The following is a 13,711-nucleotide window of genomic DNA, read 5'->3' on the forward strand; positions in this document are numbered from 1 at the left end:
CCGCCGTCCCGCCGGAAGACCGACGCCACTGCCGACGCGGCAGTACCGGCGTCGGGGTGCCGGCACCGGACCGGCGGCGTCGACACCGATGCCGGATCGACGGCCTCGGACCACCGCCGCGAGCGCGGCGTGTCCTCCCGCCGGCCCGGGCAGGCCGACGGTGACGGTCGTCGCGCGCCCGACCTCCCCGGAGGACACCCCCATGCCCGTCACTCCCCGCCGCGTCGCGCTGCTCGCCGCGGGCGCCGCGGCCGCACTCGTCGCCGGTACGCTGCCCACCCTCACCGCCGCGGCGGCCGCCGCCGGTTGCCGCGTCGAGCATCGGATCACCAACCAGTGGCCCGGCGGCTTCGGCGCCGACGTCACCGTGACCAACCTGGGTGACCCGGTGAACGGCTGGACGCTCACCTGGTCGCACACCGCCGGCCAGCAGGTCACCCAGGCGTGGAACGCCGTCATCACCCAGTCCGGCGCCCAGGTGACCGCCCGCAACGTCGACCACAACGCGGTGATCGCCACCGGCGCGAGCACCGCCTTCGGCTTCAACGGCTCGTGGAGCGGCAGCAACCCGTCGCCGACCGGCTTCGCCCTCAACGGCACCGCCTGCACCGGCGGCCCGAGCACCCCGCCGCCGAGCACCCCCGCGCCCACCACGCCGCCGCCGCCCACGCCGCCGCCCACGACGCCGCCGCCCACGACGCCCCCGCCCGGGGCGGTGCAGATGGAGGACCTCGACCGGGGGCTGGTCAGCGTCCGCTCCGGCTCCGGCAACCTGGTCTCCTGGCGGCTGCTCGGCACCGAGACCGCCGGGGTCGCCTTCAACCTCTACCGCGGCGCGACCAGGGTCAACGCCAGCCCGATCACCGGCGCCACCAACCACCTCGACAGCGGCGCGGCGGCGGACGCCACCTACACCGTGCGCGCCGTGGTCGGCGGCGTCGAGCAGGCGGCGTCCCCGGTCGCGCTCCAGTTCCCCGCCGGCCACCTCGACGTGCCGTTGCAGGTGCCGCCCGGCGCGAGCACGCCCAGCGGCGAGAGCTACACGTACTCCGCCAACGACGCCTCCGTGGGCGACCTCGACGGCGACGGCGACTACGAGTTCGTGGTGAAGTGGGAGCCGTCGAACGCCAAGGACAACTCCCAGTCCGGCTACACCGGCAACGTGTACGTCGACGCGTACACCCTCACCGGCACCCGGTTGTGGCGGATCGACCTGGGCCGCAACATCCGCGCCGGGGCCCACTACACCCAGTTCCAGGTGTACGACTACGACGGCGACGGCCGCGCCGAGGTGGCCATGAAGACCGCCGACGGCACCCGCTCCGGCAGCGGCCAGGTCATCGGCTCCGCCACCGCCGACCACCGCAACTCCAGCGGGTACGTCCTCGCCGGCCCCGAGTACCTGACCATGTTCGACGGTCGTACCGGCGCGATCCTCTCCACCGTCGACTACGACCCGCCGCGCGGCACGGTCTCCTCCTGGGGCGACAGCTACGGCAACCGGGTGGACCGCTTCCTCGCCGCCACCGCCTACCTCGACGGGCAGCGCCCCTCCCTGGTGATGGCCCGCGGCTACTACACACGGGCGGTCGTGGCGGCCTGGGACTTCCGCGACGGCACCCTGCGCAAGCGGTGGACCTTCGACTCCAACACCTCCGGCAACGGCGCCGCCGCCGGCCAGGGCAACCACAACCTCTCCGTCGCCGACGTCGACGCCGACGGCCGGCAGGAGATCGTGTACGGCTCCGCCACCATCAACGACGACGGCCGCCTGATGTACGCCACCGGGTTCGGCCACGGCGACGCCCTGCACGTCGGCGACCTCGTCCCCGGCCGGACCGGCCTGGAGGTCTTCACGATCCACGAGTCCGGCAACCAGCCGGCGGCCGACCTGCACGACGCCCGCACCGGGCAGGTTCTCTGGCAGCGGCCGAACAACGGGGGCGCCGAGGGCCCCGGCCGGGCCGTCGCCGCCGACGTCCACGCCGGCAGTCCCGGTGCCGAGTTCTGGGGCGCCGGCACCCACATGACGGACCTCTACAGCAGCACCGGAGCCGTCGTCGGGCGCAGGCCGTCCTCGGCGAACTTCCTCGTCTGGTGGGACGGCGACCCCGTCCGGGAACTGCTCGACGCCACCCGCGTCGACAAGTACGGCACCGGCGGCGACACCCGCCTGCTGACCGGCAGCGACGTGGCGGCGAACAACGGCACCAAGTCGACCCCGGCGCTCTCCGCCGACCTGTTCGGCGACTGGCGGGAGGAGGTCGTCTGGCGCACCAGCGACAGCCGCGCCCTGCGGATCTACAGCACGCCCACGCCCACCGGCACCAGGATCCACACCCTCATGCACGACCCGCAGTACCGGGTCGCGGTCGCCTGGCAGAACACCGCCTACAACCAGCCCCCGCACCCCGGGTTCTTCCTCGGCGACGGCATGGCCGCCCCGCCGACGCCCAACATCCACCTGCGCTGACCCGGGACCGGCCGACCGGTGCTGCTGCTCCGGTGAAGACAGGCACCGGGCCGTTGGGTGAAAACAGGCACCGGGCCGCAGCCGCGGAATCCGCACAGCTCCGGCCCGGTGCCCCACACCGCGGCATCCCCGACCCGTCCCGACCGGGAATGCCGTACCACCACCGAGGACAAAACTAGGCGGGCCACGCGTCGCCCCGGTGACGCCGACGTGAAGATCGTGTTTCAGCGCTCGCGGCGCAGGCCACCGGCCACCTGCTCGGCGATCAACTCGTACGAGCGCACCCGGTCGGCCACGTCGTACACCAGCGTGGTCAGCATCAACTCGTCCGCGCCCGTACGCGCCAGCAACTCGCCGAGCTGCCGCCGTACGGTCTCGGGCGAGCCCGTCGCCTGCCCGTCGCGGCGCTGCCGGACGAACTCGCGCTCGGTCTCCGTGTACGGGTACGCCGCCGCCTCGTCCGGCGTCGACAGGGGCTCCGGCCGACCCGAGCGCAACCGCAGGAACGACAGCGCAGCCGGCCCCGCCAGCCACTCCGCCCGCTCGTCGGTGTCGGCGCAGACCGCGTTGACGGCCACCATCGCGTACGGCTCGTCGAGCCACTTCGACGGCCGGAAGTGCTGCCGGTACAGCGCCAGCGCGGGCAGCGTGTTCTGCGAGCTGAAGTGGTGCGCGAAGGAGAACGGCAGGCCCAGCAGCCCGGCCAGCTGGGCGCTGAACCCGCTGGAGCCGAGCAGCCAGACCGCCGGCTGCTCGCCGAGGCCCGGGGTGGCCGTGATCGGCCCCGGCCGCTCGCCGCTGAAGTAGTTCATCAGGTCCGCCAGCTCCCGGGGGAAGCCCTCCGCCGACAGCCCCTCCATCGTCCGGCGCAGCGCCAACGCGGTCACCTGGTCGGTGCCCGGGGCGCGGCCGATGCCCAGGTCGATGCGGCCCGGGTGCAGCGCCTCCAGCGTGCCGAACTGCTCGGCCACCACCAGCGGCGCATGGTTGGGCAGCATCACCCCGCCCGAACCCAGCCGGATCGTCGACGTGTGCGCCGCCAGGTGCGCGAGCAGCACCGCCGGGGCGGAACTCGCGATCGCCGGCATGTTGTGGTGCTCCGCCACCCAGAACCGGCGGTACCCGAGCTCCTCCGTGCGCCGGGCCAGCTCGGTGGTGTGCCGCAGCGCCGCGCCGGCGGTGGCGCCGGCCGCGACGGGGGCAAGATCAAGGACAGACAGCGGTACGGTGATCACACGGTTGGCCAACCCCGCCCGCCTCGGGTTTGTTCCCCGGCGCAACCAGGCTCACGCCTGCCGGCGCTCAGCCCATGCCGCGCGCCTGCTCGAAGATCAGGCTCGTCTGGGTGTGCAGCACCGCCGGGTCCACGGCCAGGTGGTCCAGCACGAAGTCCCGCAGCGCGTCCGCCGACGCCGCCCGTACGTGCAGCACGTAGTCCTCCGCGCCCGCCACGTGGAACACCGCCACCACGCCGGGCAGGCGCACCGACCGGGCCCGGAACGCGTCCACCGCCGCCCGCTCGTGCGCGGTCAACCGCACCGACACCAGCGCCTGCAACGGCAGCCCGACCGCCGCCGGGTCCACCTCCGCGTGGAACCCGCGGATCGCCCCGCTCTCCCGCAGGGCGCGGGTGCGGGTCAGGCACGTCGAGGGGGCCACGCCGACCCGCTCGGCGAGGGCGTTGTTCGGCAGCCGGCCGTCGGCGGCCAACTCCGACAGGATCGCGCGGTCGGTGTCGTCCAGGTCGGCGAACCGCCGCACATCGTTCGTCGCAAGGGGCATGGAGGCATCATCCACCGAATCAACTCGCATCTTCAACGGCAATCACCGAATCATGTTCGAAACTATTGCCCCTGGTCGGCGCTATGTTCGATCCTTCCCGCATGACGACCGTGGATACCAGAGCCGTGCACGCCGGCCGCGACGACCTCGCCGCCCTCGGCGTCCACGTGCCGCCGATCGACTTCTCCACCACCAACCCGCTCCCGTCCGTCGACGCGGGCGGCGACGCGTACGAGGCCCTCGCGACCGGAGGCACCCTCCCCGCCGGCGGCAGCGCCGTCTACCAGCGCCTCTGGAACCCCACCGTGGCCCGCTTCGAGACCGCCCTCGCCGACCTCGAAGGCACCACCGACGCCGTCGCCTTCGCCAGCGGCATGGCCGCCCTCACGGCCACCCTGCTCGCCGCCACCCGGGACGGAAAGCGGCACCTCGTCGCCGTCCGCCCCCTCTACGGCGGCACCGACCACGTGCTCGCCACCGGACTGCTCGGCACCACCGTCACCTGGGCCCGCGCGGACGAGGTCGCCGCCGCCGTCCGGCCCGACACCGCCCTGGTGATCGCCGAGACCCCGGCCAACCCCACCCTCGACCTCGTCGACATCGCCGCCCTCGCCCGGGCCGCCGGCGACGTGCCGCTGCTCGTCGACAACACCGTCGCCACGCCCGTGCTCCAGCAGCCCACCCGGCACGGCGCCGCGCTCGTGCTGCACAGCGCCACCAAGAGCATCGGCGGACACGGCGACGTCCTCGCCGGCGCGGTCGCCTGCGACGCCGACTGGGCCGCCCGACTGCGCCAGGTGCGCGCGCTCACCGGCGCGGTCCTGCACCCCCTCGGCGCGTACCTGCTGCACCGCGGCCTCCAGACCCTGCCGGTGCGGGTCCGCGCCCAGCAGGCCGGCGCCGAGAAACTCGCCGCCTGGCTCGCCGCCCACCCCGCCGTCGCGGCGGTGCACCACCCGTCGCTGCGTGACCCCGCCGGGCTCGTCGGACGGCAGATGAGCGGCCCCGGCAGCCTCCTGGCCTTCGAGGTACGCGGCGGCGCCCCCGCCGCGGCCACCGTCGCGAACGCCTGCCGGCTGATCACCCACGCGGTGTCGCTGGGCGGCGTCGACACCCTCATCCAGCACCCGGCCTCGCTGACCCACCGGCCCGTCGAGGGGGAGGCCAAGCCGTGCGGGGGCCTGCTGCGCGTCTCCGTGGGCCTGGAGGACCCCGAGGACCTGCGCGCCGACCTGGCCCAGGCCCTCGCCGAACTCGGCTGACCCGCACCGACGTCGTCGCCCGGCCCCTGCTGAACTCGGCTACCTGCGCCAACGCCGTCGCCCGCCCTCGCCGCCGCGAGTCGGTCGCCCCGTTGCCGCGAGTCACCCCGCCACGGGCGGCGTGGCGCACGGGGGTGGAACGCCACGGGTGCCAACGAGCCCCGGTGACACCCGTGGCGTTCCACCCGTGGGAGCCGACCGGGCAGCATGGTCAGGACTTCGGGCCGACGTGGCGATCGAGGGCGGCGACGGCGTCCCGGCGCGCCACGGAGAGGGAGTTGCGGCGGTTCATCCGCCAGGCGATGCCGAGCAGGTCCAACGCCCACTGGCAGAGGCTCATGATGTCGGCCGACTCGTTGGTGAACATGTAGCGCGGGTAGACGTAGCCCTTGCCGCGCACTGTCACCCGATTGCTGAACCGGCAGCCGTCGGAGTGGAACAGACCCCGCAGGAAGGCCCCGGGGTGGGCGGTGACGATCCTCCTCTGCCAATCGGCGAGGGCGATCTGACGCTCGTGCTTCTTGCCGGGACCGTGCTGCGGGAACAGGCACGGCCAGTGTTTGCCGTAGCTCTGCACACTCACGCAGCCCTGTTGTGCAACGCGCTGGACCTTGGTCGCCAGCACCGCACGCATGGCGGAGTCGCAGGCGTCGATCAACCCGGGCCACGCGTCGCCGCAGGAGATCCTCAAGACCGGCACCCGCGCGCTGGTGACCAGGTACCCGTCACCCAGGTAGAGGCCCAACAGGTAGCTGTAGGCCGGTGGGTCTGTCGGATATCCGTCGTCGCGACGGCAGCGGAAACAGCGCTCTGCCGTGCCTCGAACCAGCGGTTGCGGCCGCTCGCGGCACCACTCCCAGACGGTGCGGTAGGAAAGACCGACGGCCCGGGCGGCCTCGGCGATGGTTGCGCCGCCGAGGTGGACCCTGAGGGCTCGGGCGCGTATCTCCGGTGCGTGCACAGGACGAGTCTCGTACGCCCGTACGACAGTTCCGGTGTCCCCGGTGGGATTCGAACCCACACTGTCGGAGGTTTGAGCTCCGCTTCTCTGCCATTGGAATACGGGGACGTCGTCGCCCAATGCTGTGGCGGCGCCACATAGGTTACCCACTACGCTAAGGGCGGCGACACCCGGCATCGCGGGTGTCGAGCAAAGACTGGTGGGAGTGGCTCGTGGCCGAGACGCAGACGGACGTCGAGCGCAGGCGCGTTCTGATCGCCGAGGACGAGGCGCTCATCCGGCTGGACCTCGCGGAGATGCTCGTCGAGGAGGGGTACGAGGTCGTCGGCGAGGCCGGTGACGGGGAGACCGCCGTCCGGCTGGCCGAGGAGCTCAAGCCGGACCTGGTCATCCTCGACATCAAGATGCCGATCATGGACGGTCTGGCCGCCGCCGAGCGGATCGCGGGCGCCCGGATCGCCCCGGTGATCATCCTGACCGCGTTCAGCCAGCGTGACCTGGTGGAGCGGGCCCGGGCGGCCGGCGCGATGGCGTACCTCGTGAAGCCCTTCCAGAAGAGCGACCTGGTCCCGGCGGTGGAGATCGCGCTGTCGCGCTACGCGGAGGTCGCCGCCCTGGAGGCGGAGGTCGCGGGGCTGACCGACCGGCTGGAGATCCGCAAGACGGTCGAGCGCGCCAAGGGCGCGCTGATGACGACGTACGGGATGAGCGAGCCGCAGGCGTTCAAGTGGATCCAGCGCACGGCGATGGACCACCGGATGACCATGAAGGAGGTCGCCGAGCGGATCCTCGCCGAGACCGCCGGCGGCGAGGTCGCCCAGCCCACCTCCTGAGGCGGCACCGGGGCGGCGCGACACGCCCGGAAGCGTCGCGAGGGCTCCTCGCGGGACCGGTTGATCGATAACATCTGATCCATGTGGACCCGGCGGCTGGTGGCGGTGCTCGGTGTCCTCGCGGTGCTGCTGGCCGGCTGTGACCGGGCCCCGGCGGAGCCGGCCGACGAGCCGCTGCGCCCACAGTGGCAGTCGCTGACCCTGCCGGCGCCGCCCGGCGCCCCCGGCCGGCTCCTGTTGCGCGACGCCGTGGCCTGCGCCGGCGCGTGGTACGTGGTCGGCGGGCTGGCCGACGCGGCGGGGGAGACCCGGCCGGCGGCCTGGCGCAGCGCGGACGGCGTGTCGTGGACGGCGCTGCCGGTCTCCCCGTCGAGCCACTACGGCCGCCAGCACGTGCTCTACGCGGCGGCGTGCCGGGACGGGCGGCTGGCGGCGCTCGGGGCGAAGAACGGCGGCGCGCACGGCAACCCGCGCACGGGCACCTGGTCACTGTCGGCGGGCGGCCAGTTGCGGGAGGCGCCCGCGCACTTCGAGCTGTACGCCGGCCCGCGCGCGGTGAGCGTGGCGCGGCTGGCGGCGGGCCCGGCCGGGTGGCTGATCGCGGGGGCGCGGGTCGACGGGGCGGCGGTCTGGGCGTCGACGGACGGCGAGCGGTTCACGATCCGGGAGGGCGTCGCGGAGCTGGCCGGCGACGGGCGCGGCCGGACGGTCGCGTACGACGCGGTGGCCGTGCCGTCGGGCTGGTGGGTGGTGGGGGCGGTACTGCCGCCCGGCGCGACGGCGCTGGCGCCCCTGGCCTGGAGTTCGGCTGACGGGCGGGCCTGGCGGCGGGTGGCGCTGCCGGTGCCGGACGGGCGGGGCCAGGCGCAGCGGGTGGCGTCGGTCGACGGTGCGGTGGTGACGGTCGGTCCGGTACGCGACGGGTTCGGGGCCTGGCGGCTGGTGGGCGACGAGTGGCGCCGGGTCGGCGGCTTCGGCGCGCCCGGGCCCGGGGTCTCCTCAGTCGACGCCCTGGTGCCGGCCGGGCGTGAGTTGGTGGCGGTGACTGGGGACGGTGGTGGTCACGGACTGTGGCTCTCTGCCGATTCGGGGGATTCATGGCGACTGATGGTCATGCCTGCCACTGTGCCGGATGGGGGGAACACCGCCGTGGCGGTCGCCTCGCAGGGTGATCGACTGCTGTTGGTGTCCGACGACGGTGGGACGTCCCGTGCCTGGTCAGTCGTGTTTTCGGCCATCGATCGGTAGGGGGCGGACGAGGTTCGGGCCGTTACCGACGAAACGAAGGCGGAGGGCTTGCGCCGCCGACGGTTCTTACAGCGATCGTTTCGGATCCGCCACGCCGTGTAACGGTTCGATCAACCCGCTCCCCTGGGGCTTTCGTCACAGCTGAAAGGTGGGATAGCGTCCGGCCCCAGACCGGCGACGACGGTCTGGTTCGTCCGCCCCCGCAAGGGCCAATCGGCAGCGGGTGGTTCGGACCATTGGACGGAGGAGGGTTCGGGCCTTGAGGCAGAAGCTCGCGCGCGTTATCGGTGGGGTCGCCATGCTGGCGCTCGTCGCCGGCGGCACCGCATGCTCCAGCGGTAGCGACGACACGGCGTCCGGAGACGCCTGTGGCAACAAGATCGCGTTCTTCGGCGCGCTGACCGGTCCGTCGGCGGCGCTCGGCATCAACGAGAACAACGGCGTCAAGCTGGCGGTCGACAAGTACAACAAGGAGAACGCCGACTGCAAGGTCGAGCTGGTCCCGCTGGACTCGCAGGGCAGCCCGGACCAGGCCCCGCAGCTGGCGCAGAAGGCCATCGACGACGCGAAGATCCTCGGCATCGTCGGCCCCGCCTACTCGGGTGAGTCGGAGGCCGCCGGTCCGCTCTTCAACGAGGCCGGCCTCGTCACCATCACCCCCTCCGCGACCCGCCCGAGCCTCTCGGAGCAGGGCTGGAAGACCTTCTTCCGCGCGGTCGGCAACGACTTCAGCCAGGGCCCGGCGGCCGGCAACTACATCAAGAACGTGCTGAAGGCCGACAAGGTCTTCGTCATCGACGACCAGTCCGCGTACGGCGCCGGCCTGGCCGACGAGGTCAAGAAGCTGCTCGGCCCGGCGGTCGTCGGCTCGGACAAGGTCCAGGGCGAGGGCAAGCAGGTCGAGTTCTCGGCGGTGGTCACCAAGGTCAAGGCCGCGAACGTCAAGGCGATCTTCTTCGGCGGCTACTACCAGGAGGCCGGCCTGATCCGTAAGCAGCTCACCGCTGCCGGGGTCACCGCTCCGCTGATCGCCGGCGACGGCGTGAACGACGCCGCGTACATCACCTCCGCGGGTGCGGCGGCGGCCGAGGGCACCATCCTCACCTGCCCGTGCCAGCCGGCCGCCGAGGCGCGGGGCACCTTCGTCGAGGAGTACAAGGCGCTCAACGGTGCCGACCCGGGCACCTACAGCGACACGGCCTACGACGCGGCGAACATCCTGCTCGCCGGCATCAAGGCTGGCAAGACCACCCGTGAGGGTCTGCTGGAGTTCGTGAAGGGCTACAGCGGCGAGGGCGTCGCGGCGAGCTACAAGTTCGTCGAGGGCGGCGAGCTCGACCCGGCGCAGGTCAAGGTCTGGGCCTTCAAGGTCGTCGGCGGCAAGGTCGTTCCGGACCAGGAGATCCCGAAGTCCTGACGCCGGTCGCTGCCACAGCGATTGAGTAGTGATCGCGGGTGCGGCCGGGAGCTCGCTCCCGGCCGCACCCCATTTTTCTCTCCAGACCCTGATGGAGCGTCCCTCCCTTGAACTTCGACGGACTGTTCTCCAACTTCGGAGAACTCACCACGACCGGCCTGACGCAGGGTGCGATCTACGCCCTGGTCGCGCTGGGCTACACGCTGGTATACGGCGTGCTGAAACTCATCAACTTCGCCCACTCCGAGGTCTTCATCGCCGGCGCGTTCGCCGCGATCTGGACCTGGAACGGTTTCGGGCTCGACCAGAACTCGCAGGTCAGCGGCATCGGCTCGATCATGTTCTACCTGCTGGTGGCGATGATCGTCGCGGCGATCGCCTCCGCCGGCACGGCGACGGTGATCGAGCGGGTGGCGTACCGGCCGCTGCGTAAGCGCAACGCGCCGCCGCTGGCCTTCCTGATCACCGCCATCGGTGCGTCCATCGCGATCTCCGAGGCGTTCGGCATCTGGACGCGCCGCCGCCCCGAGGGCGCCCCCCAGCTGGTCAGCTCCAAGCCGCTGTTCGAGATCGCCGGCGTGCCGATCGACGCCGTCCAGCTGCTGACCATCGGTGCGGCGCTGGCGATGATGATCGCGCTGGACCTGTTCATCAACCGCAGCCGGGTCGGTCGCGGCATCCGGGCGGTCGCCCAGGACGCCAACACCGCCGCGCTGATGGGCGTGAACAAGGACCGGATCATCCTCATGGTCTTCATCGCCGGCGGCAGCATGGCCGGCGTCGCCGGCCTGCTCTATGACGTACGGATCCAGACCCTCACCTACAGCGTCGGCTTCCTGCTCGGCCTCAAGGCGTTCACCGCGGCGGTGCTCGGCGGCATCGGCAACCTGCGCGGTGCGCTCCTCGGCGGCCTGCTGCTCGGCGTGGTCGAGAACTACGCCTCCGGCCTGTTCGGCACGCAGTGGAAGGACTTCGCGGCCTTCGCGCTGCTGGTGGTGCTGCTGATGTTCCGGCCGACCGGTCTGCTGGGTGAGTCGCTGGGGAGGGCACGGGCATGACGACCGTCTTGGAGAAGGTGCGCTCCGGCCGCGAGGCTGCCGGCGAACGGTGGCGCGGCGCGCCGCGTTGGGTGCGCTGGGCGCTGCTGGCCGCGGTGATCGTGTTCTTCTACGCCCTGCCGAACAAGGAGTTCTACCAGTACCTCGGGCCGATCCCGACCCCCGGTGCGAACTTCACGCAGGTGATGTTCACCGTCTCGATCTACGTGCTGCTGGCCGTCGGTCTGAACATCGTGGTCGGCTTCGCCGGCCTGCTCGACCTCGGCTACTTCGGCTTCTTCGCCGTCGGCGCGTACACCGTGGCGGTGCTGACCTCGCCGAGCAGCGACCTCAAGACGCTGTGGCCGTGGCTGCTGGCGGTGCCGGTGGCGATCGCCCTGACGATGGTCTCCGGCGTGATGCTCGGTACGCCGACCCTGCGGCTGCGGGGCGACTACCTGGCGCTGGTGACGCTCGGCTTCGCCGAGATGATCCGGATCGGCGCGGTCAGCTCGGAGTTCCTCAAGGGGCAGCGGGGCTTCAACCAGATCCCGCACCCGCCCGGCCAGTACGCCGACGGCAAGCCGGTCTTCGGCGTGCTCGACGCCCGGCCGTACTACTGGCTGGTGCTCACGGTGATCATCCTGGTGGTCATCGGGGTGCGGAACCTGACGCACAGCCGGGTCGGGCGCGCCTGGATCTCCATCCGGGAGGACGAGGACGCCGCGCAGCTCATGGGCGTGCCGACGTTCAAGTTCAAGCTGTGGGCGTTCGCCGCCGGTGCCGCGATCGCCGGCCTGGCCGGCGCGTTGTTCGCCGGTAAACAGAACTTCGTCAACTCGCAGAACTTCGAGCTGCTGAACTCGATCATCATCCTGGCCGCGGTCATCTTCGGTGGCTCCGGCAACATCGTCGGCGCGATCGTCGGTGGCGGCCTGGTGGCGTACATGATCGAGCGGTTCCGCGGCATCGAGCTGTTCGGCGTCGAGCTGTACGAGTACCGGTTCCTGTTCTTCGGCCTGGTGCTGGTGGTCATGATGATCTTCCGGCCGGAGGGTCTGATCCCCAACCGACGACGTGCGGCGGAGTTCAAGGATCGCCGCAAGGAGGTGACCGTCGGTGAGTGACACCGAGCAGACGCCGGCCGTTCCGGCGCAGGCCGGGGCGCCGGCCGTGGAGGCGGTGCCCACCCGGGAGCCGCTGCTGGAGGTCGACAACGTCACGCTGCGCTTCGGCGGCGTGGTGGCTCTGAACGAGGTGGACTTCACCCTCTACAAGGGGGAGATCCTCGGTCTGATCGGCCCGAACGGCGCCGGCAAGACGACCTGCTTCAACGCCATGACCGGCATCTACCAGCCCAGCGAGGGGCAGATCCGGTTCCGTGGCCAGAAGATCAGCGGCAAGAAGCGGCACCACATCACCAAGATGGGCATGGCGCGGACGTTCCAGAACATCCGCCTCTTCCCGGAGATGACGGCGCTGGAGAACGTCCTGGTGGGCACGGACGCGCACAACAAGACGAGCGTCATCTCCGCGCTGTTCCGCCTGCCGCGGTACTGGAAGGAGGAGCGCGCGAGTCGGGAGAAGGCCGAGCGCCTGCTGGAGTTCGTCGGCATCCGCAAGCGGATGCACGAGTTCGCCCGCAACCTCTCCTACGGTGAGCAGCGGCGCCTCGAGATCGCCCGCGCGCTGGCCACCGACCCCGTGCTGCTCTGCCTGGACGAGCCGGCCGCCGGCTTCAACCCGGCCGAGAAGGAGGAACTGCTCCAGCTCATCCGGCAGATCCGGGACACCGGGGTGACCGTGCTGCTCATCGAGCACGACATGCGCCTGGTCATGGGCGTCACCGACCGGATCGTGGTGCTGGAGTTCGGAAAGAAGATCGCCGAGGGGCTGCCCGCCGAGGTGCGGGACAACCCGAAGGTGATCGCGGCGTACCTGGGGGTGCCGGACGATGCTGCTTGAGATCGACGATGTGAGCCTGCTCTACGGGCGGATCCAGGCGCTGCACGGCATCAGCCTGACGGTGGACGAGGGTGAGATCGTCGCCCTGATCGGTGCCAACGGCGCCGGCAAGTCGACGACGATGCGGGCGATCTCCGGGATCCGGCCGGTCGCCAGCGGCAGCATCCGGTTCGACGGTGAGGACATCACCAAGCTCCGGGCGGACCTGCGGGTCCGCCGCGGGCTGTGCCAGGCACCCGAGGGCCGGGGGATCTTCCCGGGCATGACGGTGCTGGAGAACCTGGACATGGGCGCGTACACGCGGCGTGACCGGGCCGGCATCGCCCAGGACCTCGACCGGGTGCTGGGGCTCTTCCCGCGCCTGGCCGAGCGGCGCAAGCAGCAGGGCGGCACGCTCTCCGGCGGCGAGCAGCAGATGCTGGCCGTCGGGCGGGCGCTGATGAGCCGGCCGAAGCTGCTGCTGCTCGACGAGCCCTCGATGGGTCTGGCGCCGATGCTGATCCAGCAGATCTTCGACATCATCGTCGAGATCAACCAACAGGGCACCACCGTCCTGCTGGTCGAGCAGAACGCCCAGCAGGCGCTGGCCCGGGCCCACCGGGCGTACGTGCTGGAGACCGGCCGGATCGTCAAGAGCGGCACCGGCGCCGAACTGCTGCACGACCCGGCGGTCAAAGAGGCCTACCTCGGCGTGGCCTGACCGACCGTCACCCCTCATCGCAAGGAGTACCCC

12 protein-coding genes and 1 tRNA gene are annotated in these 13,711 nt (G+C 71.7%); 9 read left to right on the top strand and 4 right to left on the bottom strand.

Features of this window, described 5'->3' with window-relative positions:
• Nucleotides 1–202 precede the first annotated feature (202 nt).
• The gene (locus ACGFIR_RS23575) at nt 203–2,473 is read left to right on the top strand and encodes a cellulose binding domain-containing protein (RefSeq protein WP_393147150.1); all 2,271 of its coding nucleotides are present in this window, start codon (nt 203–205) and stop codon (nt 2,471–2,473) included.
• A 224-nt stretch (nt 2,474–2,697) separates the two neighbouring features.
• Here ACGFIR_RS23575 and ACGFIR_RS23580 read toward each other — a convergent pair whose 3' ends face one another.
• Nucleotides 2,698–3,708: an LLM class flavin-dependent oxidoreductase gene (locus ACGFIR_RS23580; RefSeq protein WP_393147295.1), complete on the bottom strand. Its 1,011-nt coding sequence runs from the start codon at nt 3,706–3,708 to the stop codon at nt 2,698–2,700.
• Nucleotides 3,709–3,775: 67 nt separating this feature from the next.
• Nucleotides 3,776–4,255: an Lrp/AsnC family transcriptional regulator gene (locus tag ACGFIR_RS23585; protein ID WP_393002366.1), complete on the bottom strand. Its 480-nt coding sequence runs from the start codon at nt 4,253–4,255 to the stop codon at nt 3,776–3,778.
• A gap of 83 nt (nt 4,256–4,338) precedes the next feature.
• On the opposite strand from ACGFIR_RS23585, the gene ACGFIR_RS23590 reads away from it, so the two are divergent.
• The gene (locus tag ACGFIR_RS23590; RefSeq protein ID WP_393002368.1) at nt 4,339–5,517 is read left to right on the top strand and encodes a trans-sulfuration enzyme family protein; all 1,179 of its coding nucleotides are present in this window, start codon (nt 4,339–4,341) and stop codon (nt 5,515–5,517) included.
• A 211-nt stretch (nt 5,518–5,728) separates the two neighbouring features.
• On the opposite strand, the gene ACGFIR_RS23595 is transcribed toward ACGFIR_RS23590, so the two are convergent.
• Both ACGFIR_RS23595 and ACGFIR_RS23600 read right to left on the bottom strand, forming a co-directional pair.
• Nucleotides 5,729–6,478 (bottom strand): helix-turn-helix domain-containing protein, encoded by a 750-nt coding sequence (locus ACGFIR_RS23595; RefSeq protein WP_393147152.1) that lies wholly within the window; start codon nt 6,476–6,478, stop codon nt 5,729–5,731.
• 35 nt (nt 6,479–6,513) lie between these two features.
• Nucleotides 6,514–6,586: transfer RNA gene (locus ACGFIR_RS23600), tRNA-Leu, on the bottom strand.
• A 104-nt stretch (nt 6,587–6,690) separates the two neighbouring features.
• Here ACGFIR_RS23600 and ACGFIR_RS23605 point away from each other — a divergent pair.
• From ACGFIR_RS23605 to ACGFIR_RS23635, 7 genes are all read left to right on the top strand, one after another.
• Entirely contained in the window at nt 6,691–7,311 is a 621-nt protein-coding gene (locus ACGFIR_RS23605) for an ANTAR domain-containing response regulator (RefSeq protein ID WP_393002372.1), read from the top strand.
• 81 nt (nt 7,312–7,392) lie between these two features.
• Nucleotides 7,393–8,559, top strand: coding sequence for a hypothetical protein (locus tag ACGFIR_RS23610; protein WP_393002374.1), 1,167 nt, complete (start codon nt 7,393–7,395; stop codon nt 8,557–8,559).
• Between the two features lie 259 nt (nt 8,560–8,818).
• The gene (locus ACGFIR_RS23615) at nt 8,819–9,976 is read left to right on the top strand and encodes a branched-chain amino acid ABC transporter substrate-binding protein (protein ID WP_393147154.1); all 1,158 of its coding nucleotides are present in this window, start codon (nt 8,819–8,821) and stop codon (nt 9,974–9,976) included.
• A gap of 107 nt (nt 9,977–10,083) precedes the next feature.
• Nucleotides 10,084–11,034, top strand: coding sequence for a branched-chain amino acid ABC transporter permease (locus tag ACGFIR_RS23620; RefSeq protein WP_393002378.1), 951 nt, complete (start codon nt 10,084–10,086; stop codon nt 11,032–11,034).
• On the top strand, nt 11,031–12,140 hold the full coding sequence (locus ACGFIR_RS23625; RefSeq protein WP_357563217.1) for a branched-chain amino acid ABC transporter permease: 1,110 nt from the start codon (nt 11,031–11,033) through the stop codon (nt 12,138–12,140). Before ACGFIR_RS23620 ends, ACGFIR_RS23625 begins: the two co-directional genes overlap by 4 nt.
• Nucleotides 12,133–12,978, top strand: a complete 846-nt coding sequence (locus ACGFIR_RS23630; RefSeq protein ID WP_393002380.1) for an ABC transporter ATP-binding protein — start codon at nt 12,133–12,135, stop codon at nt 12,976–12,978. The genes ACGFIR_RS23625 and ACGFIR_RS23630 overlap by 8 nt, the downstream gene beginning before the upstream one ends.
• A complete protein-coding gene (locus ACGFIR_RS23635) occupies nt 12,968–13,678 on the top strand; it encodes an ABC transporter ATP-binding protein (protein ID WP_393002382.1) in 711 nt (236 codons plus the stop codon). The genes ACGFIR_RS23630 and ACGFIR_RS23635 overlap by 11 nt, the downstream gene beginning before the upstream one ends.
• The last annotated feature ends 33 nt before the right edge of the window (nt 13,679–13,711 follow it).

Source organism: Micromonospora sp. NPDC049051 (assembly GCF_043197575.1).
GTDB lineage: Bacteria > Actinomycetota > Actinomycetes > Mycobacteriales > Micromonosporaceae > Micromonospora.

Excerpts from the sequence above, each read along its gene's own strand:
- ACGFIR_RS23575 (WP_393147150.1), top strand. The coding sequence starts at position 203 with ATGCCCGTCACTCCCCGCCGCGTCGCGCTGCTCGCCGCGGGCGCCGCG.
- ACGFIR_RS23635 (WP_393002382.1), top strand. The coding sequence starts at position 12,968 with ATGCTGCTTGAGATCGACGATGTGAGCCTGCTCTACGGGCGGATCCAG.
- ACGFIR_RS23625 (WP_357563217.1), top strand. The coding sequence starts at position 11,031 with ATGACGACCGTCTTGGAGAAGGTGCGCTCCGGCCGCGAGGCTGCCGGC.
- ACGFIR_RS23590 (WP_393002368.1), top strand. The coding sequence starts at position 4,339 with ATGTTCGATCCTTCCCGCATGACGACCGTGGATACCAGAGCCGTGCAC.
- ACGFIR_RS23585 (WP_393002366.1), bottom strand. The coding sequence starts at position 4,255 with ATGCCCCTTGCGACGAACGATGTGCGGCGGTTCGCCGACCTGGACGAC.
- ACGFIR_RS23610 (WP_393002374.1), top strand. The coding sequence starts at position 7,393 with ATGTGGACCCGGCGGCTGGTGGCGGTGCTCGGTGTCCTCGCGGTGCTG.